Here is a 21,252-nt window from a genome sequence, read left to right as displayed (position 1 = left end):
CACTTCATTCATCATAAGTCTCGAACGGTTTTGTAAGAACGTCGATGCATCGGCAGCGCGCCATAATGCGCTAATGCCTCTCGATGCGCAGCAGTAGCATAGCCTTTGTGCTTCGCAAATCCGTATTGTGGATACGTTTCATCCAGTGCTTTCATCTCAGCATCCCGCGCCGTTTTTGCCAAAATCGACGCGGCAGCAATGCAATCGTGCAGCCCGTCACCCCCGATAATCGCAGTTGTTGGCTGGGGTAATTCAGGGCTAAATTTCCCATCAACCCAAACCGCATCTATCTGACCCGTTAGCTGCAAAACCGCCCGCTGCATGGCCAATAAAGTCGCGTGATGAATATTTAGTGCATCAATCTCTGCGGCGGTTGCCGTTGCTACCGCAAAATCAACCGCGATTGATTTAATATAGTCGGCAGCAGCAAATCGCTTGGCTTCTGTCATTTTTTTAGAGTCAATCGTTTGTCGCCGGTCGTATTGTTCAGGCAGCACCACTGCAGCGGCATACACACTGCCGACCAAAGCACCTCGCCCCGCTTCGTCAACCCCTGCCAGCCTCATCCCATTAGCTCCTTGCGCATCATGTCTTGATAGACGGCTTTGGCTGCATTTTCTGCTGCATGGCCGCGGACTTTGCGGCGAATTTGCACCAGTCTCGCCACCAACGCATTGCGGTGCGACGCATCTGTGATTTGTTGATAGAGCTCATGCGCCATTTCGTGGGGGTTAATCGCATCCTGAATAAACTCAGGCACAACGGGGTGGTCTGCGAGTAAATTCGGCAATGAAAAGTGTGTGACGTTAACCAAGCGTTTAGCAATTGTCGCCGTTACTCGGCTGACTTTGTAAGCAACAACCATGGGTTTTTGCAATAGCATCGCTTCTAACGTTGCCGTGCCTGATGCCAATAAGACACTGTCACAAGCAAGCATAACCTGCTTGGCATCACCGTCAATCAGCTCAAACGTCAATCCGCTGCCTTGTTGCGCAAACAGCTTTGTCGCCAGCGCCCGAATTTCTTGATTTACCACAGGCACTTGCAACACAAGATTGGGTAATTTTTTCTGCAAATAGCGTGCCGTTTGAATGAAAACGGGTAGCATTTTTCTTACTTCGCTTTGACGGCTGCCAGGTAATACGGCTAAATAGGGGCGCCCAGGCTCATGTTGTAGGCGTGCTTTGGCTTTGGCGGGGTTCAGCTCAGCGGGAATCAAGTCAACCAACGGATGCCCGCAATAAACCGCAGGCATTTGATGCTTATCATAAAATTGTTTTTCAAACTCAAACAAGGTTAACATTAAATCGCAGGAACGCTTGATCGTCTCAATCCGATTTTCGCGCCACGCCCAAACAGAGGGGCTGACATACTGCGCGGTATAAATACCAATTTCGCGCAAACGCCCCGCCAGCCGTAAATTAAAGTCAGGCGAGTCAATCCCAATAAAAGCATTGGGTAAGCTGCTCTGGTATTGCTCAATCAGCTGATTTCGGTATCGCAGTAGTTTTGGTAATCGCCATAAAACCTCGCTGATACCCATGACCGAAAACTCCTCCATCGGAATAAGCGAATTAAACCCCTGTGCTTGCATTTTTTCGCCACCAACCCCATCAAACCGAATGCAAGGATTGCGTTTTCTCAGCGCTTTAATCAACTCAGCACCAAGCTGGTCTCCTGATGCTTCGCCTGCTAATAAAGCAATATGCATTAACGAATCAAACCCCGCTTCATCACGGGAAAAAATTCGTTCAGCAAATTAATGACTGGCGCAGTTTTGGCCAGCCCGAGCAACTCCTGTTTGGCCTCGTCTAGTGTCAGCCCCGATTTGTAGAGTAGCCTAAACGCCTCTCTAATACTTTGGATTTCCTCTTTGGAAAAATAATTCCGACGCAACCCTTCTATATTAATCGTCACCGCCTTAGCGGGCATACCATCAACCATCGAATAAGGAGGAACGTCGTGTTTCACGCCAGAAGAAAATCCACAAATGGCATAATCCCCCACCGTCACAAACTGATAAACCAAAGCAAACCCACCCATCACCACATAATTGCCGATAGTAACATGCCCCGCCAACGAGGCACCATTTGCAAAGATGGTATGGTCCTTGATCACGCAATCATGGGCTAAATGCACATAGGCCATGATCCAGTTATCATTGCCCACGACCGTTTTCCCTGCATCTTGAGCCGTACCACGATTAAAGGTACAGAATTCACGAATCACATTGCCATCGCCAATTTCTAACCATGTTTCATCGGTTTCGTTAAATTTTTTATCCTGCGGCACTTCGCCTAGTGAGCTGAATTGGTAGATTTTGTTATTGCGCCCAATTTTGGTTGGCCCCTGAATCACGACATGCGGCCCAATCCAAGTCCCTGCGCCAATTTCCACGTTAGCGCCGATAATGCTATAAGGACCAATGCTGACATTTTCATCTATCCGCGCGCTTGGGTCAATAACTGCTGTTGAATGAATCACTTAAATACTCCTCGGCAACGACTCAATAGAGACGAGCACAGATAAAAAAAGCGGTAACTACTGGCATCAATTATACCGCAAAAATAGATTTTTTGTGCCACCAACAACAAATGAAACCCGAGGATAACCCATCATGCTGTAATACCATTTATAATCCCAGTAATTTCCTCGTAATTCCAGTAATTTCCTCGTAATCCCACTTAAACAACGAAAAATGCAAAAACAAAGGCCATCCTAAGATGACCTTTCATTTTTAAAAACAACTTCAACCGCTTGAGTCAGCGACTGAGTTGAGACAGCTTAACTAAACTGGGAGACATAGCTATACAATATCAAAACCCCTACCATCGCTATGTAAATTAAAGCGCCCATCGCGTACCGCATAAGACCAATTAGCCGTCTTTGGCAAACCACCCAACGGATAAATATGTAGTCCTGCGATACCGCAATTCGGGTCTGTGGCTTTGTACGTTGCCAAATCAATGGTGAGCTCATCAGGTGCATTAACCAACAAGAGTTTAGATACGTTTTTTGCTTGCTTAGTCAAAAATTTCATCGAAGCACCGACACCACAGGCTTTGGAGTGACCAATCAATGATTTCAACGTTGCCAACCCTGGCAGGCCAATGTGGATTGGTAATCGGTTACCTTCGGCTTGCAGCGCTTTATCCCAGGCAATAATGGGCGCAGCTTCAAAGCAGAATTGTGTCACCAAATAAAGGTCTGCATCGGTGCGCTCGGCAAACGCATTTTTAAAGCGTAGTGCTTCGCGAATGCCTTCGTCGGTTATATCAGGACTACCCTCTGGGTGACCTGCTAAGCCAACCGATTTAATACCGTACTTATCAAACAGACCCGTTTCCAAAATTTGTGCCGTGCAGTCAAACTCGCCAACGGGTTTGTCAACCGCGCCACCAATCACCAAAAAGCGCTCGACGCCTGCCTCTTCCACACATTGTTTAATGCCTGTCTCCAAAAACTGGCGATTCGGTGTCGAACGCGCCGCAATATGCGGGATAGGCTCCAATCCTTCGGCTTTGAGGCGCTTAGAAACAGCGACGGTATCAGCAAAATCCGAGCCAGGCAAAAAAGTAACATAGACCTTTTCGCCTTGGCGAATATACTGCCCATAGTCGTCGATTTTCTTTGCCGCCCCTGGCGTGGTTTCTAAGGTAAAGTCAGCAAAAAAGTCTTGAACGATTTGTTTTGTATTCATAGTGATTTCATCGGTTAGTAAAAAGCCCATCATAGCGTGATTGCTTGGCCGCTGTTTTTCTAATTACGTCAAACCAGCAAGCAACATGACGTTTTCACGCTAACTAACGTGAACTAACGTAAACTAAACCGAACTAACGCTAGCTAACACACCAATCAGCCACACTTACTGTCTCCACAGGATAAGCATGTCGCGCAACCATCCATCACAACGACTGCTTTGGCAAAGCATTTTTTGCATAACACGGCACTGGCTGGATAACCCGATGTATTGGCTGTCTCTGTCGCTGACGCGGCCATACCTTGCTGTTGTTTTTCTTTTTCTTTTGCTGCCAACTGTTGCTGCTTTTCAAAAATCAAGCGTTGCTGATGCTGGTCTTGCTCATCCCGAATCATGCCAATGGATTTCATATGCGACTCAATCACATCGCCTAATTCGGCTATAATCGACGGCATATAACGCCCGCCAGATTTAAAGTAGCCGCCCTGTGGATCAAATACCGACTTGAGTTCTTCGACCAAAAACGTGCTATCACCGCCTTTTCTAAAGACGGCAGAAATTACCCGTGTCAACGCCACAATCCACTGAAAGTGCTCCATGTTTTTTGAGTTAATGAACATCTCGTAAGGGCGACGCTGTTCATACTCCGTCCCCTCGTTGAGTAAGTAATCATTAATGGTCACATAGAGCGCATGCTCCGACAGTGGTGTTTTCACTTTGTATGTTGAGCCGAATAATTTTTCGGGGCGATTAATCGATTCGTGCATTTCAATTGGTCCAGACGCAGCTGGCTGCCCGCCTGCTTCACCCTGTTTACCGATGGTTGTCGCCTTTGTATCAGCTGATACCCCGGCTAATACATCGGCTGATGCATCGGCTGGCTCATCGGCTTTTTTAATTGCGTAACCTGTTATTTTTTTATCAATCTTTATCATCTGTCAATCCTAATTAAAATTTACCGTAATAGCCTTCTTTTAGTGCATCAAACAAGTTAGCGGCGCTGTGTATCTCGCCATCGTATTCAATTTGTTCATTGCCTTTAACCTCAACTTGCGAGCCATCCTCTAGCGTAAATTGATAGGTCGTACTTTCTAGATCTTTTTCCTTGACCAACACACCAGAAAAAGCGGCCGGGTTAAACCTAAAGGTCGTACACCCTTTGAGCCCCTGCTCATAGGCATACAGATAAATGTCTTTGAAGTCTTCGTAATCAAAATCCGTAGGTACATTCGCTGTTTTAGATATAGATGAATCAATCCATTTTTGGGCTGCCGCTTGGATATCCACGTGTTGCTTGGGCGTAATATCGTCAGCAGAGACAAAGTAATCAGGCAGTTGCTCATCTGGCTCAGTAGAAAATGGCATGGCTTTGGGGTTAATTAGCTCGCGATAAGCTAATAATTCATAAGAGAATACCTCAACTTTTTCTTTGGACTTTTTACCTTCGCGAATAACGTTTCTTGAGTAATGATGCGAAAAGCTCGGTTCAATCCCATTCGATGCATTATTCGCCAGTGATAACGAAATCGTCCCGGTCGGTGCAATCGAGCTATGGTGTGTAAATCGCCCGCCGTACTCGGCTAACTCATTCACTAAGTCGGCATCAATACTCGCAATCTGTTGCATGTAGCGGCTATATTTTGCGTGCAAGACACGACCAGGCAACTGATCACCGACTTGATAACCAGCATCAACTAACTCAGGGCGCAAACGCAGCATATGCGGAGTTAGGGTAAACATTTCATTCATAATTGGTGCAGGGCCTTTTTCTTTGGCCAATTCTAGCGAGGCTTTCCAGCCCGTTAGTGACATTTCACAAGCCACTTTTTCAGTAAACTCAATAGCACGCGGTGAGCCATAAGCAATGCCTAACATGGTCATCGTCGAACCCAACCCCAAAAAGCCCATACCATGGCGACGTTTGCGCGCAATTTCTTGGCGCTGTTCGGGTAACGGCAGGCCATTAATTTCTACGACATTGTCTAGCATGCGCGTAAAGATAGAGACAACTTCGTTGTAGCTATCCCAATCAAATACGGCCTCATCGGTAAACGGATTGCGTACAAATTTGGTCAGATTAACCGACCCCAACAGACAGGCACCATACGGCGGCAATGGCTGCTCACCACAGGGGTTGGTTGCGCGAATCGTTTCACAAAACCAGTTATTATTCATCTCGTTAACTTTATCAATCAAGACAAACCCAGGCTCCGCATAATCATACGTAGAGGCCATAATGGCATCCCAAATACGACGTGCTGGCAAGGTTTTGTAAATGCGGCACGCCACTTGCTCTTGGTCGTTGAGTATCTTGCCTGTTTTATCAGGAAAATCGCGCCAAATAATTTGCTTATCTGCGATCAAGTCCTCTAGTGTCGCTTGATCTTCGCGTAACTCCTGCTCTCGAACAGGAAAGACTAAGTGCCAATCGGCATCATTTTTTACCGCTTCAACAAAGTCTGCGGTAATCAGTAGCGACAAGTTAAACTGGCGTAGACGCCCATCTTCGCGTTTGGCACGAATAAAGTCCAACACATCAGGGTGAGAAACGTCAAAAGTAGCCATTTGCGCACCACGCCGCCCACCCGCTGAAGACACCGTAAAACACATCTTGTCATAAACATCCATAAACGACAAAGGGCCTGACGTATAGGCACCCGCACCTGCCACATAAGCACCGCGTGGGCGCAAAGTCGAAAATTCATAACCAATCCCGCAACCTGCCTTTAGTGTCAGCCCAGATTCATGCACTTTACCTAGAATATCATCCATCGAATCAACTATCGTACCCGAAACCGTGCAATTGATTGTCGATGTCGCTGGCTTGTGTTGTAACGCCCCAGCATTTGAAACAATGCGTCCTGCAGGAATGGCACCATTCTGTAGCGCCCAATGAAACGCTTTTTGCCACTTTTTTTGTTTTGGCTTGGTCTCTTCGACTGCGGCAAGCGCTGCTGAAATGCGCGCATAGGTCGCTTCTATATCTTCATCAACGGGTTGACCATCTTTGGTTTTTAGTTGGTATTTTTTTTCCCAAATATCCAGGGAAGCTGGCTGTAGTTTTATATCAGTGACGTTTGTTGTCGTTTTTTCAGCGAGTTCGACCAAATCCATCGCGGGTCTCCTTTAAATTAGTTATCAAAATAGGGTGCATTATCTTGTGTTGATTTGCTCGACTAACCAGCCAAAGCAAAAACACGAGATACACTATACATTGTGCACCCCATGCAAATCAACCCCAATTTGTAGTTATTTTCGCCCTAAAAACAGCGAATCACCGACAGACCAACGGGTTAGCCTAGTCTGACCCATTTGCAACAATTTGATGAAATAAATTTTATTTTTTCACGTTCAAAGCCATCAAGAGGGTTTCGCTTCATTTTAAGTTGTGGTATCTTATGCGAGATTAATAAATAATTTTATGGTTTAATAACAAAGAATACATCGTCTATCGTTTCGCATAGGAGCCGTGTATTTCTACATTTGGGAGCACAAAGGATGAAAAAATACCTACTAATCGCCATTTCAGCCGCCATGATGGCTGGATGCACAACGCCTGATATTTTCAATGAAAATGCAAGCAAAGGAACTTATAGCAATGTTAAGGATCCAGATATCATAGGCACTTCTCACAAAGCAGGTGAAGGGCTTATGTCACAGGCCACCTATTTGCAAAATGACCTAAAAGCCATTTTAATTACTAGCGTGGCAGACATTACTGACTTAAACTCTAGCTCAGCACTGGGTCTGATGGTCTCTGAGCAAATTGGCAACCGCTTTGCCCAGTTTGGCTTCCCTGTTGTTGATTTAAGAACACGGCACGATGTCAAAGTCAGAGAAAAAAGCGGCGAGTACATGCTGTCTCGTGACATTCAAAAAATATCCAAAGAACACGCTGCAGGCGCAGTCCTTGTGGGTACCTATGCCGTTGGTCGTGACCATGTTTATGTCAGCACGCGGTTAATCCGTCCAGAAGATAATCGTATTTTAGCGAGCTATGATTTCGATTTACCCATGGGGCCTGATGTACGCAAAATGGCACGACAAAAAACACGATAGACTGCAATTCGCTCACCGATGAGCAAATAAAGCAGCAATGCCTATTGAAACCTGCAAAAAAGCCACAATATTTTGTGGCTTTTTTGCATACAACTCCCCTTTTAGCACGAGAATTTGTTACAATCTTAGCTCGCTATTTTATTGACCTAACTAACCACATAAGGAACTCGCACTATGTCCGAAGAAAGAGCATTTGAAATCAACAAAATATACACAAAAGACATCTCTTCTGAATCACCCAACACCCCCGCCATCCACCAACAAAATTGGCAGCCAGAGATCAACCTCAACCTTGGCAACCAGTCCACGTGTGTCTCCGAAGAAAACGGCTTATACGAAGTGACACTAACGCTCACTGTCACCGCCAAAATCGAAGACAAAGTCGCTTATGTCATCGAGGTCATGCAAGCCGGCCTTTTCACCGTCAAAGGTTTTGACAGCGCACAACGCGGTCATATTTTAGGCGCCGCTATCCCCAATATATTGTTCCCATACGCCCGTGAAACGATTTCCGCCTTATCACAAAAAGCTGGTTTCCCTGCCATGCTGCTAAACCCGTTAGATTTTAACGCGCTTTACCAACAGCATCTGCAACAGCAAGCTGAAGCAAACAAAACTGACGCCTCTGACACTGCTGCCTCAGAAAGCACGCCTCAGGCAGACGACAAACCAACCACGCACTAAGCTAAACCAACCTGAGCCACCAACATTACTCGTATGAATTGTATGCATAAAAACAATGCGCGGCACAGTAACCATTTTCTAGTTAAATAGCATGGCACAAAAAATCGCTGTTTTAGGCGCAGGCAGTTGGGGCACCGCACTCGCACTTAACTGTGCACGCGCTGACGAACACAGCACGGTCTTTTTATGGGGACATAATGCCGCGCATATCAAAGCACTACAACAAGCACGAGTCAACAACCAACATTTGCCGTCAACTCCCTTACCAGATAACGTCCATCCTACTGACGATATTGCGGTTATTTATGATTGTGACATGATTCTATTGGTTGTACCTAGCCACGCTTTTGCAGAGACGTTAGCGCGCATACAACCTTATGTTTGCCGCCAAGCAATTGGTTGGGCTATCAAAGGCTTCGATAAACAAACAAACGACTTGCTAAGCCACACCTTTACAACGCAATTTCCTGACACACCGTTTGCTATTATTGCTGGCCCTAGCTTTGCTAAAGAAGTCGCCGCTGGATTACCGACCGCAATAACGGTCGCGGGAAGCACGTTGGCGTTTGCCAATGATTTCGCCAACTTTTTACACAATGAGCAGATGCGCACATACACCACAGACGATGTCATCGGCGCACAAATTGGTGGCTCACTGAAAAACGTCATCGCCATTGCTGCTGGTATTTCTGATGGCTTGGGGTTTGGCGCCAACACGCGTGCAGCCATTATTACCCGGGGTTTACACGAGATTGCTCGTTTAGGCGCCGCCTCGGGTGCACGCAACGAGACCCTGATGGGCTTATCAGGTTTGGGCGATCTATTGCTGACCTGCACCGATGATTTATCTCGTAATCGCCGATTTGGGCTATTACTGGGGCAAGGTTACGACACACAGTCTGCCTGTGCAGAAATCGGACAAACCGTAGAAGGTGTCCACACCGCCATTGAAGCCACACAATACGCCCATCGACACCACGTTCGCGCCCCAATCACCAATCTAATCGAACAATTAATTCGTGGTACGCTGTCTATTGAGGCCGCCAAACAAGCCCTACTTTCGCATTACCCGAAACCAGAAACCGAATAATGAAACCCAAACGCCAAGGTTTATCTCGTTTAATTCACGCATGCCGCTACTCGAAACAAGGGTTTATCAATACCTTTAAAGGCGAAGCCGCTTTTCGTCAGGAATGCGCGGCAATCGCCGTGCTTTTACCACTGTCATTTGTGATAGCAGCATCAGCAATAGAGTGGCTGCTACTCGTCACTAGCCTTGGATTAATTTTGCTTGCTGAGCTATTTAATTCTGCCATAGAATCCGTCGTAGATCGCTTTGACGAACAGCATCCCGATTTTGGCAAAGCCAAAGACGCTGGCTCTGCCGCTGTTTCAGTGACCCTTATCATGGCGGTTATTACCTGGATAACGATTTTATTGTTATAATTGTGTTTGTTGTTATAATCTAAATCAGCGGTGACAAGGCTAGCGGTAACAAGACGCTAGGCGCTCGTATCTGACAACTGAGAGGATAAACCTGACATGAAGATAATTGATCAATTGAGCAAGTGGATAGGCTATGGGGTTGCTTGGTTAACTTTTTTCATGGTACTTGCCACATTTTACAATGTGATTTCGCGGTATTTTCTAAACGCTTACTCAATCCAATTAAACGAAGCAGTTTTAATTATGAATGCACTGGTTTTCTTACTAAGCGCGCCGCTTTTGCTCTATGCAGATAAACATGTTCGTGTTGATGTCCTTTACACACGGCTAAACAACACCCAAAAAGGTATCGTTGATTTATTTGGCACACTCGCGTTATTGTTGCCGTTTTGCGCCTTTATTATCTATTATTCATGGCAATATGTCGCTTCCTCGTGGCGCCTAAAAGAATCATCAGGCGAGGTCGGTGGCCTGCCCGCGCTTTATCTGGTCAAATCACTCATTATTGTCGTCGCCGTTTTGCTGATTCTACAGGGCATTTCGCTTGTCTTTCATAAAATAAAACAAATCAAAACAGGACAACCCAGCCCCAATATCGACACACACACTAGCCCAGCGGCCAAGGAGACCAATTAATGGAATATTTAGCCATTATCATGTTTGTTGTCATCTGTTTATTCCTAATGATGGGGTATCCAGTTGCCATTACCCTTGCGGGGGTTTCGCTGCTATTTGCTGGCGCAGCACACTTGTTTGGTGCGTTTGATGTAAGCATCTTGCATGCAATACCCTCTCGGATTTTTGGCATTATGAACAACCCTATTCTTGTCGCTGTGCCGCTGTTTGTTTTTATGGGCGTCGTACTTGAGAAATCAAAAATCGCCGAGGATTTGCTCATCACGATGGGCATGCTTTTTGGTCGTCTGCGCGGTGGATTGGCCATTTCGGTGGTCATTGTAGGGACCATTCTAGCTGCATCAACAGGCATCGTTGGTGCGACGGTTGTCGCGATGGGTTTATTGACATTACCCACGATGCTACGCTACCAGTACAGCCCAGCGCTAGCCACAGGAACAATATGTGCCTCAGGCACTTTAGGACAGGTCATTCCACCGTCGATTGTGCTGATCTTATTAGGCGACGTCATCTCTAACGCCTACCAAAAAGCCCAACTTGCGATGGGCAACTGGTCTCCTGATACCGTGTCTGTCGGCGATTTATTTGCGGGGGCGATGTTACCTGGGTTGGTATTGCCACTACTTTATATTGCCTATATTCTAGTCACTGCATTCTTAAAACCAGACAGTGCGCCGCCAATCCCTGCACAGGAAATCGCCGATGCACGAGCTAATCAATTTCTGAAACGCGTTATTATTGCCGTTTGTTTCCCACTCATTCTCATTATTGCGGTTTTAGGCTCTATCCTCACAGGTTTCGCCACACCAACAGAGGCTGCCTCAGTCGGTGCGATTGGTGCGATCTTGATGGCCATACTCAAGCGTGAATTCACCCGCAAAAATCTCACCGCCATTGTGCGCTCGACTGCCGAGGTGACTGCAATGGTTTATTTCATCTTAATCGGTGCGACTATTTTTTCGCTCATTTTTGTCGGCTTAGGTGGTGATAAATTAGTCGAAAGCTGGCTACATAGCCTGCCTGGGGGCAAATGGGGTGCGCTATTGGTTGTGATGCTGATTATGTTTTTACTGGGATTTATTTTAGATTTTATCGAGATTGTCTTTGTGGTTGTCCCGATTGTTGGCCCGATTTTATTGATGCTAGGATTTGACCCCATTTGGCTGGGCGTCATGATGGCGATTAATTTACAAACCAGCTTTCTAACACCGCCATTTGGGTTTGCTTTATTTTATTTACGAGGCGTTGCGCCGCCTGAGATTAAAACCACCGCTATTTATAGAGGCGTTATACCTTTTATCATCATTCAAGTTTTCATGCTATTAATTTTGGCGCTATTCCCTGCCTTAGCAACTTGGCTACCCGGTATTATTTATGGCTAATAGTAGAAATGACACCCTTAACGATACCGTCAACGATATCCCCAACTATACCGCTAACGATACCGCTAACGATAAGGCTAACGGCACAACTAGCAATGCCGCTGAGCGCATCTGCTACGTCAATGGTCAATTTGTTAGCGAATCCAATGCCAACATCTCGATTTTTGATCGCGGTTTTTTATTCGCCGATAGTGTTTATGAAGTCAACCTGGTACTACATAAAGCCCTCATCGACAGCCAAGGGCACTTAACGAGGCTGGCCTATTCTTTAAACGAAGTCGGCATCCCCATGCCAATGCCCCAAGACGAATTAATGGCTATTCAGCGGGCCATTATTGAAAAAAACCAACTCGTTCATGGGGCGATTTATCTACAGGTAACGCGCGGCCAAGATGCTGACCGCGACTTTTTACCATCAAAGACCATTCAGCCTAATGTAGTCATTATTCCGCAGCCGAAAAATCTGCTGGAAAACCCATTAGCCGATTTGGGCATTCGCGTGATGGCTTTTCCTGAAATTCGTTGGGCAAAACGCAACATCAAAAGCACGGGGTTATTAGGCGCGGTGCTAGCTAAACAGGCTGCCGTTGATAATGGCTTTGATGATGCCTGGTTTATTGAAGCCGGTTTGGTCACCGAAGGTAGCGCCAACAATGCCTTTATCATCAAAGGCAACCGCCTCATCACCAAGGCCCCTAACGCACAAATACTCAACGGCATTACACGCCGCGCGATTCTGACAATGGCGACCACCCACGGACTCACACTAGAAGAACGTGACTTTAGTTTAGATGAAGCTAAATCCGCTGATGAAGCATTTGTTACCTCGGCGACCATGCTAGTCATCCCTGTGATTCAAATCGATGAGACCATCATCGGCGATGGTAAACCTGGCGCACTGACAAAACAAATGCGGCAAATCTACCTAGACACGGGGCTAAACCACCAGCTGCCCTAACACCGACAACCCATCCTAACACCGTCACCACTTAAAAATTAAAGGCGTTAGAGATTGAGTCAGATAGATTGCGCCAGATTGCTCAACGCGACAAGCGTTTCTCCTCGCGGATAATCGCATTAACCCCTAGCACCAAATCATTAATACAATCCAATGCTGACAGCCCCAAACGCCGCCGATTGGATAAATCAACGATGGGGTTGCCTGCATTATCGCTGTGCTCGCCAGCTTGTCCGCGCACTTGCAAATGATAGCGGTTAGCTAGCGCTTTGAGTCGCTCGCCTTGTTGCGCCAAATGCGGCAGCCGAATATGAACACTGGCTCGAATGCCTGTGCCAATATTGGTCGGACAGCTTGCCAACACACCCAGCCGTGGGTCTTCGGCAAAGTTTAAATGCTGTTGAAGGCAATCAAAAGCCATCACCAAGCGTTCGTAAACACTACTAATATCGTGCCCTTTTTGCATCGAAATAATACGCAGATGATCTTCCTCGTTCACCCAAACCAAAAACCGCTTATCCGCTGCCAAAAAAATACCGCGATTATTTGGCCAATCATTATTAAGCCCCGCCGAAGCCAAAAAGCGGTCGCCTTGTTTAAACAGATAGTGGGAAGCAATCAGCGCCGACTGCCTTTGCTCATCCATCGCTTGAATCGTTTCATATTGACCTTGTAGCGCAGCTGGTAACGTCGCGAGTGCATCCACGATCTGGCTTTGCACGGCTTGGCGGTCTTTGGGCATTAACATCCCACCAAACGCAAAATCTGCCAAGTTTCTTGCTGTTCGAATTCGGGTTGAGACAATCAATGATTCAGCCCCTGCTTCAAAACGCCAAGCGCTTTTTTTTGCGTCATCCAACGGCATAATTAAACCAGATTGCCTATCTGGTATATTGCCATGATAAGCCTTGATAATCGGGTTTAATAATGGCGCAAAGATTTGGTAACTCGCCGCATCCATCGCATAAAAACCGATCGCACTATCAGGATTATCGACATTGCTTTGAATGGCTTGTTGCAACGTACTACCAGACGGCGTAACTTTGTCTTTTAACGCCAGATAGACCGCATGCGTTAAGTAATTTGCAACCAAAGATTGGCTACGCGCCAATGCCGACAAAGGCGTATTCGCTAAATCTGTCTGTGCTAAATCTGTCTGTACTACGGGTCTCTGTGGAAAAGGTGTCTGCATTGCATCTGTTATCGTATGTAGTGATTATTTTCAGCCCTCGATTATACCGCAAAAATAAACACATATTACATCAAAAAAGCTGTTATTTAAAATAACTTTAACTTATAATCTAGCAGTCAGTCATTTACTCACCAACCAATCAAGGTAACCAAATGAAAAAATTAAAATTAAAATTAAAAGCGCTTGTACTGGTTATAATTACCGGCCCAATCCTTGCCAAACAATCACCCACCGCCATTTATGAAAGCGATGCCATACACCACCCTGTCATTGCCACCCAAGGCATGGTCTCGACACAAGAGGCCGTTGCCACCCAAATTGGCCTAGACATTCTAAAAAAAGGCGGGAATGCAGTTGATGCCAGTGTCGCCATTGGCTTTGCTCTGTCGGTTACCCTACCCAGAGCTGGCAACCTCGGTGGCGGCGGATTTATGGTCATTCACGATGCCAAATCCAACAAAACCACCACACTAGACTACCGCGAAATGGCACCCCAAAAAGCGTCTCGTGATATGTTTTTAGATGAACAAGGCGAACCAGATCAAAAAAAATCACGCTTTCACGGTCTCGCAGTTGGTGTCCCTGGTACCGTTGCAGGCATGATCAAAGCGTTAGAGACTTATGGCACCATGCCACTAAGCGAGGTGATCGCACCCGCGATTGATCTAGCTGAAAACGGCATCGTCATGACCCCTGATTTATACAACTCCCTGATTAACTTAGAAGACCGCCTCAAGCAGTGGGATAGCACCAAAGCTATCTTTTACAAAGGCGATGATTATTATCAAATTGGCGAAAAACTCAAACAACCAGACTTAGCCCGCTCATTAAAACGCATTGCCGAATCAGGGCGCGCTGGATTTTATACCGGCGAGACTGCCGAGCGCATTAGCAAAGCGGTCAATGACGCAGGTGGCATGATGGCCGTTGAGGACTTTGCGAATTACGAAGCCGTATTTCGCGAACCCATCACAGGGCAATACCGTGGCTATGAAATTGTCTCTATGCCACCACCTTCTTCAGGTGGTACGCATATCGTGCAGATACTCAATATGCTAGAGAACTACCCCATCGCCGAAATGGGACACAATACGGCTAACACCCTTCACCTGATGGCCGAAACGATGAAACTCGCCTATGCGGATCGCTCTGAATATTTGGGCGATCCTGATTTTGTCAAAGTACCCATCAAAGGTCTCACTAGCAAGGCCTACGCCAAATCGCTCATTGAATCTATTGGCGATACAGCACGCCCAGCAGCAGAAATCAAACCCAACAACCCCATCCCGTTTGAAAGCAATGAAACCACCCACTATTCGGTGATGGATCAGTACGGCAACGCCGTTGCTAACACCTATACCATTAACTTTTCTTATGGTACAGGATTGGTCGCTGATGGCACGGGAATTTTACTCAACAATGAAATGGATGACTTCTCTGCCAAACCAGGCACACCTAACGGCTACGGACTGATTGGCGGCGACGCTAATGCCGTTGCGGGCAAAAAACGTCCGTTGTCGTCGATGAGCCCAACCCTCGTTTTAAAAGATGGCAAACCATTTTTAGCCACGGGCAGCCCAGGCGGTAGCCGCATTATCACCACTACGTTACAGGTCATCATGAATGTCATCGACCACCAAATGAATATCGCAGAAGCCACTAACGCCTCGCGCATCCACCACCAATGGCTGCCCGATGAGCTGCGGGTTGAAAAAACCCTCAATAAAGACACCGTAAGCCTCTTGCAAGCCAAAGGCCACGATGTCAAGGTCAAATCTGCTATGGGTAGCACCCAATCGATTATGAAAGTCGATGGTATTCTATTTGGCGCCTCTGACCCACGCAGAGCCGGCGCATCCACTGCGGGCTACTAAGCCGCCATCAGTACCATACAAACCATGAGGGGCAAACATTCCAAGCATTGCCCCTCATGGTTATTACCGCTCAAATAACCACAGACATACCACCATGAAAACACGCACCATTGCAGCACTCATAGTAACCCATTGCATCGTGGGTATATTAGGTTTTGGGCTTGGCATCTACACGCTACCTATTCTGACCGCACCACCAGCGCCTAGCGAATTAGCAATTCAAACTATCTCATCACAAGCCAAGTACACGGCGATTTTCCATAAAGATTTGAAAGATAGTGATGCTTTTCATTGGGGGGAAGGTACAGTGACAATTGGCGCCGAATCCATTACTTTCATAGGTAGTCTTGCGCCTGGTCCAGACTACAAGCTTTATCTCTCTCCTCAATTTATTGAAACCGAAAAAGAATTCAACCGCCTAAAGACCAGTATGGTTCGGGTAGGTGATGTCAAAACATTCAAAAATTTCGTCGTAGACATTCCTGCAGATATTGAGCCCGCTCATTTTAATACTGTTATTGTTTGGTGTGAATCGTTTGATGAATTCATCACATCAGCCAAATACCGCGAGTAACAACCGCAAGTAACGACTTATCGGTGGTCCATCTCAGTATCTGAACCACCACATTTTCACTACCGTATCGCCACTCATTGCTTTACAAAGGCTAGTTTTTTCCCTTTTCTCTGCCAACAAAACAGCCGCTTACAACAAAGCGCATTTAGCCTATCATCTATCTCAGACTTATCCCTTGTTACGCTTATTGCGCGTGCGTTTTTTGCCTGTTTTTTCCTGCGGATTTTGCTTGCTGGGTTTGGGCTCGCCTTTTTTAGTCGATTGCTTAGTTGATTGTTTTGATTTTTTCGCTGCCTGTGATTTTTTCGCTGGCTGCTTGGCATTATCCTGTGCTTTGCCACCAAACGGCAAATACGTGTCCGTTAAGACGAAATCAATTTGGCGTTTTTCTGTCGATACGTCGCTGACACGAATCTCGACTTGATCCCCAATTTTATACACCTTGCGGCTGCGTTCGCCCATCAGTAATTGACGGTCGCCATCATAGACAAAATAATCACCCGCCAGCGAACTAATATGAATTAATCCATCGACAAATTGCTCGTCTAACGTAGCGAATAAGCCAAACGACGTCACGCCCGAAATCGTCGCACTAAAGCATTGATCTATTTTATCCATCATGTAATCACACTTCAAAAAGTCAATCACATCACGGGTTGCGTCGTCAGCGCGCCGTTCGCAAGTCGAGCAGTGCTCACCTAGTTGCTGCATTTGCTCAAACGAATACACGTACAATTCATTTTTGTAGCGTAGTGCGTGTTTGATCGCACGGTGTACCAGCAAATCGGGATAACGCCGAATCGGCGAAGTAAAGTGTGCGTAGGCGGTTAGGGCTAAACCAAAATGCCCGTGATTTTCGGCCTCGTACACCGCTTGGAACATTGCCCGTAAAATCATCAGCTGTATCGCCTCAAAATTCTCGTGGCTTTTGGCCTTTTCAACGACCGCAGCAAGCGTTTTGGGTGAAACAGCAGCGAGGATTTTTTCCGCATTGCCCGCATCGCCCGTATTTCCCGCCTCACCTTTTAGCGTCAGCGTCATGCCTTCTTTGGCCAACATACTGATTAATTGCGTCAATTTTTCTTCGCTAGGCCCTAGGTGATTTCTAAATAGCGCCAGCGGTCGATGCTTACCACGTTGCTTTAACAAAAAGTTAGCCGCACAAACATTGGCACGCACCATGAATTCCTCAATCAATTGATGCGATTTCAAGCTGTCGCGCGCACTAATACGATCGATTTTGCCTGCACTGTCGAATTCAAATTCAGGCTCGGTGGTCTCAAAACCAATCGCACCGCGCTCATTGCGTTGCGCTCTGAGTATTTCATACAAAGATTTTAAATCCTGCAAATGCGGGATGACATGCTGATACTCATCCCCTAGCACCAAATTATCCATAAAGAGGACTTCCTCAACGGCTTCGTAGGTCAGTCTCGCTTTGGAGTGCATGACGGCTTCGTAAAACTTGCTGCGTTTAATCTCGCCCTGGTTATCAATCAGCATCTCACAGACCATGCACAGCCTATCCACATTCGGATTCAGCGAACACAATCCATTGGATAACTTTTCGGGCAGCATGGGTATCACGCGGTTAGGGAAATAAACCGACGTGGCACGATTTTTCGCCTCTTGGTCTAGCGGGCTATCTTTGCTGACATAATGCGCAACATCCGCAATCGCGACGTACAAGACGTATCCTGTCTGGGTTTTTTTGGCATACACCGCATCATCAAAATCTCGCGCCGTCACTCCATCGATTGTGACCAACGGCAAATGCCGCAAATCAACCCGATTAAGGCAATCGTATTCTTTGATTTCATCAGGTATGGCAATGGTTTGATTGACAACGGCATCGGGCCATTCATGCGGCAATTGGTGATTGGCAATCGCGACATCTATTTCGATACCCGCATCCATATGATCACCAAATACTTTGCTGATTTGTCCGACAATGGGATTATTTTTATTCGGATACTGGCTAATGGTCACCGCGACAATTTCGTTTTCCTTGACTGCAAATTCAGACAAATTAGTCACCTGAATTTTATGGTGAATACGGCGATTCTCTGGCTTAACTACCTTGATACCATAATCATTAATGAGCTTACCAATAATCAGCGTGTTGGCATGGGTAACCACGCGAATAATGCGCCCTTCTTTTTTGTTGCTACGCCCGCCTGAGGTCAGCATCTCGGCCTCAACCACATCACCGTGCATGGCTTGTTTCATTTGAAACGGCGACAAATATAAATCTTGGCCATCGGTTAGACTCTTATCCTCAGGGATAAAAAAACCATAGCCCTCAACGTGTGCATACACTTTACCGATTAATTTGGGGCGTGCTTTGGGGATACGCAGTTCTTCTTTGCCGTTCATGGCGACTTGGCCATCACGCAGCATGGCTTTGATACGGTGTCTTAGCGTCTCTTTTTCATGACGGTTAAGCGCGTAATGCTTGACCAACGCTGCAAAATCCAACGACACAGCCGATTGCTGAATCGTTGTAATAATAAACGCACGGCTTGGCACAGGATGCGGATATTTTTTTTCTTCATTTGAGAACTCAGGGTCCTGCTTTTGCCAATTTCTACTCATTCGTTTATTCACCTACATTTTTATTATCATATTTAACGCAAACAACGTGAGTAGCAAAATAATCAGATAGCCTGCCCAAGTCACGATTTTACGAACGGTCGCACTGGAATCACGCCGATTCTCAGCATTCATTATTTGGATATCTAATTCCAATTTGCGCTGACGAAGTGATGCTTTATAATCTTCTATTTCTTGCTCTGCTTGCGCCTGTGTCAGACCTTTTTCTGCTTGTAATGTCGTGACCGCGAGGGCTTGGTTACCCCGCATCAAATGCTCGCGCACCGAAAGGGGCAACACATCAACCGTGGCCTCGTCTAACCCTGTTGTATCAATCGTTTCATCAGATGTTTTTTGCTTATCGTCCATTTTTATTATCCAATTTTATTCATTTTACGGTTATTTTTGCAGATTTTATCTCTCACTTTAAATTTGCGCTTTAATTCGCACTTTAATTCGCACTTTAATTCGCTATTTGGCGCCAATTATTATTTATTGTACCTGAATCAACTAGGTTAATGCAAAGTCATACGTCATCACCAGTGGTGCATGATCAGAAAAACGTTCGTCTTTGTAAATCATCGCCGATTTCACCGTGGGCGCCAAGCACGCACTGATGATTTGATAATCAATGCGCCAGCCGACATTTTTCGCCCACGCTTGACCGCGATTTGACCACCAAGTATATTGTTCAGCGCGGTCATCGACCAATCGAAAGGCATCGCAAAATCCTTCACGAAACAGTCGATCAATCCAAGCGCGTTCATGGGGCAAAAAGCCTGAATTTTTTTGATTACCTTTGGCATTTTTAATATCTTTTTCTGTATGAACTATATTAATGTCGCCGCACAGAATTATTGGGACATCCACGGTCTTTCGTGCCATTAGATACGCGTAAAATCGCGCCATGAAGTCTTCTTTGATTAGTTGTCGCGCGTCCCCCGAAGAGCCCGAGTGCATATAAAGCGAAATGATGCTGGCGTTTTGAAAGGTAAATTCCAAATAGCGCCCTTCGGCGTCAATATCTGGCCAGCCAATGCCTTGTGTGACTTGCTGAGGCTTGACTTTGGCGTATATCGCCACGCCCGAATAGCCTTTTTTAACCGCATCATGATAAACACAATGATACCCTTGGGGCCAAAAACAATCATCGGTTAACTGATCGACCTGCGCTTTGGTTTCTTGGATGCAGACAACGTCAGGGTCTTCTGCACGCAACCACGAAAAAAAACCCTTGCGTGCGGCAGCGCGTATGCCATTGGTATTAATCGATACAACTTTCATGTGCCTATTGTAAAGCAATTTGGCGCATAACCCTATGACAATTCAGGTGTCCACCGTTTTTTTTCCGTGTTGACTGAAGCAACACGCCAAAAAATGTCATTCTGTGGCATAATAACCAACAATTTGTAGGCAATTTGTAGGCAATTTCAACAACAACCGAGATGACAATGGCGACCACAATGGCACTCAACACCTATCAATTAAAATTCATCGAACTCGCACAACAAGTCAATGCCCTTAGCTTTGGCGAGTTTACGCTAAAATCAGGGCGCATCAGCCCTTATTTCTTTAATGCAGGGCAGTTCGCCACAGGTAAATCACTGTGGCATTTAGCCGAATGCTATGCCGATAAAATCCTAGAAAGCCCTATCACGTTCGATGTTATCTTTGGCCCCGCGTACAAAGGCATTCCACTGGCAACCGCTATCGCGATTATTTTATCGCAAAAAACAGGACAAGACATCCCTTGGGCATTCAACCGCAAAGAAGCCAAAGACCACGGCGAAGGCGGCTCAATCGTTGGCAGCCCCATTCGTGGCAAAGTCCTCGTCGTTGATGATGTCATCACCGCAGGCACAGCCATCAAAGAAACCATGGCATTACTCGCCGATAGCGAAGGTGATATCAGCGACGTATTAGTGGCGCTTGACCGCCAAGAGGTTGCACCAAACCAAACACAATCCGCCATTCAAATGATTGCCACACAATATCATATCAACACGCATGCAATTATTACGCTGGATGACCTAATTGCCTTTGCTAACCAAGACGCTCACTCGCAAAATTACCTACCCGAACTAACCGCATATCGCCAGCAGTATGGGATTAAATGATACCAGGAAAATAGTACGACAAGTAGTACAGCGAGCAG

20 protein-coding genes are annotated in these 21,252 nt (G+C 46.2%); 10 read left to right on the top strand and 10 right to left on the bottom strand.

The features are described 5' to 3' along the window. Nucleotides 1–11: 11 nt before the first annotated feature. From GCU85_RS05755 to GCU85_RS05730, 6 genes are all read right to left on the bottom strand, one after another. Nucleotides 12–566 carry a ribonuclease HII gene (locus GCU85_RS05755; protein WP_152810236.1) on the bottom strand — a complete coding sequence of 185 codons (555 nt, stop codon included), beginning with the start codon at nt 564–566 and terminating at the stop codon, nt 12–14. Next, nucleotides 563–1,711 (bottom strand): lipid-A-disaccharide synthase, encoded by a 1,149-nt coding sequence (lpxB, locus tag GCU85_RS05750; RefSeq protein WP_152810235.1) that lies wholly within the window; start codon nt 1,709–1,711, stop codon nt 563–565. The genes GCU85_RS05755 and lpxB overlap by 4 nt, the downstream gene beginning before the upstream one ends. Beyond that, nucleotides 1,711–2,484 (bottom strand): acyl-ACP--UDP-N-acetylglucosamine O-acyltransferase, encoded by a 774-nt coding sequence (lpxA, locus tag GCU85_RS05745; RefSeq protein WP_328592798.1) that lies wholly within the window; start codon nt 2,482–2,484, stop codon nt 1,711–1,713. The genes lpxB and lpxA overlap by 1 nt, the downstream gene beginning before the upstream one ends. A 322-nt stretch (nt 2,485–2,806) precedes the next feature. Continuing rightward, complete coding sequence (locus tag GCU85_RS05740) at nt 2,807–3,700, bottom strand: methylenetetrahydrofolate reductase (protein WP_152810234.1); 894 nt, start codon at nt 3,698–3,700, stop codon at nt 2,807–2,809. Between the two features lie 155 nt (nt 3,701–3,855). Beyond that, nucleotides 3,856–4,635: a TSCPD domain-containing protein gene (locus GCU85_RS05735; protein ID WP_152810233.1), complete on the bottom strand. Its 780-nt coding sequence runs from the start codon at nt 4,633–4,635 to the stop codon at nt 3,856–3,858. A 13-nt stretch (nt 4,636–4,648) separates the two neighbouring features. After that, on the bottom strand, nt 4,649–6,814 hold the full coding sequence (locus GCU85_RS05730) for an adenosylcobalamin-dependent ribonucleoside-diphosphate reductase (protein ID WP_152810232.1): 2,166 nt from the start codon (nt 6,812–6,814) through the stop codon (nt 4,649–4,651). A gap of 384 nt (nt 6,815–7,198) precedes the next feature. On the opposite strand from GCU85_RS05730, the gene GCU85_RS05725 reads away from it, so the two are divergent. The 7 genes from GCU85_RS05725 (at nt 7,199) to GCU85_RS05695 (ending at nt 12,865) form a co-directional block, all read left to right on the top strand. Then, complete coding sequence (locus GCU85_RS05725) at nt 7,199–7,759, top strand: FlgO family outer membrane protein (protein WP_152810231.1); 561 nt, start codon at nt 7,199–7,201, stop codon at nt 7,757–7,759. 174 nt (nt 7,760–7,933) lie between these two features. Further along, nucleotides 7,934–8,443 (top strand): protein-export chaperone SecB, encoded by a 510-nt coding sequence (gene secB, locus GCU85_RS05720; protein WP_152810230.1) that lies wholly within the window; start codon nt 7,934–7,936, stop codon nt 8,441–8,443. 91 nt (nt 8,444–8,534) lie between these two features. Continuing rightward, nucleotides 8,535–9,533, top strand: coding sequence for an NAD(P)H-dependent glycerol-3-phosphate dehydrogenase (locus GCU85_RS05715; protein ID WP_152810229.1), 999 nt, complete (start codon nt 8,535–8,537; stop codon nt 9,531–9,533). Then, the gene (locus GCU85_RS05710) at nt 9,533–9,889 is read left to right on the top strand and encodes a diacylglycerol kinase (protein WP_152810228.1); all 357 of its coding nucleotides are present in this window, start codon (nt 9,533–9,535) and stop codon (nt 9,887–9,889) included. Before GCU85_RS05715 ends, GCU85_RS05710 begins: the two co-directional genes overlap by 1 nt. Before the next feature lie 96 nt (nt 9,890–9,985). Further along, nucleotides 9,986–10,525 carry a TRAP transporter small permease subunit gene (locus GCU85_RS05705; RefSeq protein WP_152810227.1) on the top strand — a complete coding sequence of 180 codons (540 nt, stop codon included), beginning with the start codon at nt 9,986–9,988 and terminating at the stop codon, nt 10,523–10,525. Further along, nucleotides 10,525–11,907, top strand: a complete 1,383-nt coding sequence (locus tag GCU85_RS05700; RefSeq protein ID WP_152810226.1) for a TRAP transporter large permease — start codon at nt 10,525–10,527, stop codon at nt 11,905–11,907. Before GCU85_RS05705 ends, GCU85_RS05700 begins: the two co-directional genes overlap by 1 nt. After that, complete coding sequence (locus tag GCU85_RS05695; protein ID WP_152810225.1) at nt 11,900–12,865, top strand: D-amino-acid transaminase; 966 nt, start codon at nt 11,900–11,902, stop codon at nt 12,863–12,865. The genes GCU85_RS05700 and GCU85_RS05695 overlap by 8 nt, the downstream gene beginning before the upstream one ends. Nucleotides 12,866–12,947: 82 nt before the next feature. Here the strand turns inward: GCU85_RS05695 and GCU85_RS05690 are convergent, their stop codons facing one another. After that, complete coding sequence (locus GCU85_RS05690; protein WP_152810224.1) at nt 12,948–14,057, bottom strand: phosphagen kinase; 1,110 nt, start codon at nt 14,055–14,057, stop codon at nt 12,948–12,950. A gap of 152 nt (nt 14,058–14,209) precedes the next feature. Between GCU85_RS05690 and ggt the strand changes: the two genes are divergently transcribed. Next, nucleotides 14,210–15,931 carry a gamma-glutamyltransferase gene (ggt, locus tag GCU85_RS05685; protein ID WP_152810223.1) on the top strand — a complete coding sequence of 574 codons (1,722 nt, stop codon included), beginning with the start codon at nt 14,210–14,212 and terminating at the stop codon, nt 15,929–15,931. A 94-nt stretch (nt 15,932–16,025) separates the two neighbouring features. Continuing rightward, nucleotides 16,026–16,505: a DM13 domain-containing protein gene (locus tag GCU85_RS05680; RefSeq protein ID WP_152810222.1), complete on the top strand. Its 480-nt coding sequence runs from the start codon at nt 16,026–16,028 to the stop codon at nt 16,503–16,505. Nucleotides 16,506–16,673: 168 nt separating this feature from the next. On the opposite strand, the gene rnr is transcribed toward GCU85_RS05680, so the two are convergent. The 3 genes from rnr to GCU85_RS05665 all read right to left on the bottom strand — a co-directional run bounded on the left by rnr (nt 16,674) and on the right by GCU85_RS05665 (nt 20,381). Further along, nucleotides 16,674–19,100, bottom strand: coding sequence for a ribonuclease R (gene rnr, locus GCU85_RS05675; protein ID WP_152810221.1), 2,427 nt, complete (start codon nt 19,098–19,100; stop codon nt 16,674–16,676). Nucleotides 19,101–19,112: 12 nt separating this feature from the next. Continuing rightward, nucleotides 19,113–19,466, bottom strand: coding sequence for a hypothetical protein (locus tag GCU85_RS05670; protein WP_152810220.1), 354 nt, complete (start codon nt 19,464–19,466; stop codon nt 19,113–19,115). A 141-nt stretch (nt 19,467–19,607) separates the two neighbouring features. Then, nucleotides 19,608–20,381, bottom strand: a complete 774-nt coding sequence (locus GCU85_RS05665) for an exodeoxyribonuclease III (protein ID WP_152810219.1) — start codon at nt 20,379–20,381, stop codon at nt 19,608–19,610. A 167-nt stretch (nt 20,382–20,548) separates the two neighbouring features. On the opposite strand from GCU85_RS05665, the gene pyrE reads away from it, so the two are divergent. Beyond that, nucleotides 20,549–21,214, top strand: a complete 666-nt coding sequence (gene pyrE / locus GCU85_RS05660) for an orotate phosphoribosyltransferase (protein ID WP_407944976.1) — start codon at nt 20,549–20,551, stop codon at nt 21,212–21,214. Nucleotides 21,215–21,252 lie beyond the last annotated feature (38 nt).

It is taken from the genome of Ostreibacterium oceani, assembly GCF_009362845.1.
GTDB lineage: Bacteria > Pseudomonadota > Gammaproteobacteria > Cardiobacteriales > Ostreibacteriaceae > Ostreibacterium > Ostreibacterium oceani.
Note: the sequence above shows the minus strand (reverse complement) of the source record. Positions and strands in the feature narration are given on the sequence as shown.

Coding starts and splice junctions, on each gene's coding strand:
- GCU85_RS05755 (WP_152810236.1), bottom strand. CDS start 566: ATGAGGCTGGCAGGGGTTGACGAAGCGGGGCGAGGTGCTTTGGTCGGC.
- lpxB (WP_152810235.1), bottom strand. CDS start 1,711: ATGCATATTGCTTTATTAGCAGGCGAAGCATCAGGAGACCAGCTTGGT.
- GCU85_RS05740 (WP_152810234.1), bottom strand. CDS start 3,700: ATGAATACAAAACAAATCGTTCAAGACTTTTTTGCTGACTTTACCTTA.
- GCU85_RS05735 (WP_152810233.1), bottom strand. CDS start 4,635: ATGATAAAGATTGATAAAAAAATAACAGGTTACGCAATTAAAAAAGCC.
- GCU85_RS05730 (WP_152810232.1), bottom strand. CDS start 6,814: ATGGATTTGGTCGAACTCGCTGAAAAAACGACAACAAACGTCACTGAT.
- GCU85_RS05725 (WP_152810231.1), top strand. CDS start 7,199: ATGAAAAAATACCTACTAATCGCCATTTCAGCCGCCATGATGGCTGGA.
- secB (WP_152810230.1), top strand. CDS start 7,934: ATGTCCGAAGAAAGAGCATTTGAAATCAACAAAATATACACAAAAGAC.
- GCU85_RS05715 (WP_152810229.1), top strand. CDS start 8,535: ATGGCACAAAAAATCGCTGTTTTAGGCGCAGGCAGTTGGGGCACCGCA.
- GCU85_RS05710 (WP_152810228.1), top strand. CDS start 9,533: ATGAAACCCAAACGCCAAGGTTTATCTCGTTTAATTCACGCATGCCGC.
- GCU85_RS05705 (WP_152810227.1), top strand. CDS start 9,986: ATGAAGATAATTGATCAATTGAGCAAGTGGATAGGCTATGGGGTTGCT.
- GCU85_RS05700 (WP_152810226.1), top strand. CDS start 10,525: ATGGAATATTTAGCCATTATCATGTTTGTTGTCATCTGTTTATTCCTA.
- GCU85_RS05695 (WP_152810225.1), top strand. CDS start 11,900: ATGGCTAATAGTAGAAATGACACCCTTAACGATACCGTCAACGATATC.
- GCU85_RS05690 (WP_152810224.1), bottom strand. CDS start 14,057: ATGCAGACACCTTTTCCACAGAGACCCGTAGTACAGACAGATTTAGCA.
- ggt (WP_152810223.1), top strand. CDS start 14,210: ATGAAAAAATTAAAATTAAAATTAAAAGCGCTTGTACTGGTTATAATT.
- GCU85_RS05680 (WP_152810222.1), top strand. CDS start 16,026: ATGAAAACACGCACCATTGCAGCACTCATAGTAACCCATTGCATCGTG.
- rnr (WP_152810221.1), bottom strand. CDS start 19,100: ATGAGTAGAAATTGGCAAAAGCAGGACCCTGAGTTCTCAAATGAAGAA.
- GCU85_RS05670 (WP_152810220.1), bottom strand. CDS start 19,466: ATGGACGATAAGCAAAAAACATCTGATGAAACGATTGATACAACAGGG.
- GCU85_RS05665 (WP_152810219.1), bottom strand. CDS start 20,381: ATGAAAGTTGTATCGATTAATACCAATGGCATACGCGCTGCCGCACGC.
- pyrE (WP_407944976.1), top strand. CDS start 20,549: ATGGCGACCACAATGGCACTCAACACCTATCAATTAAAATTCATCGAA.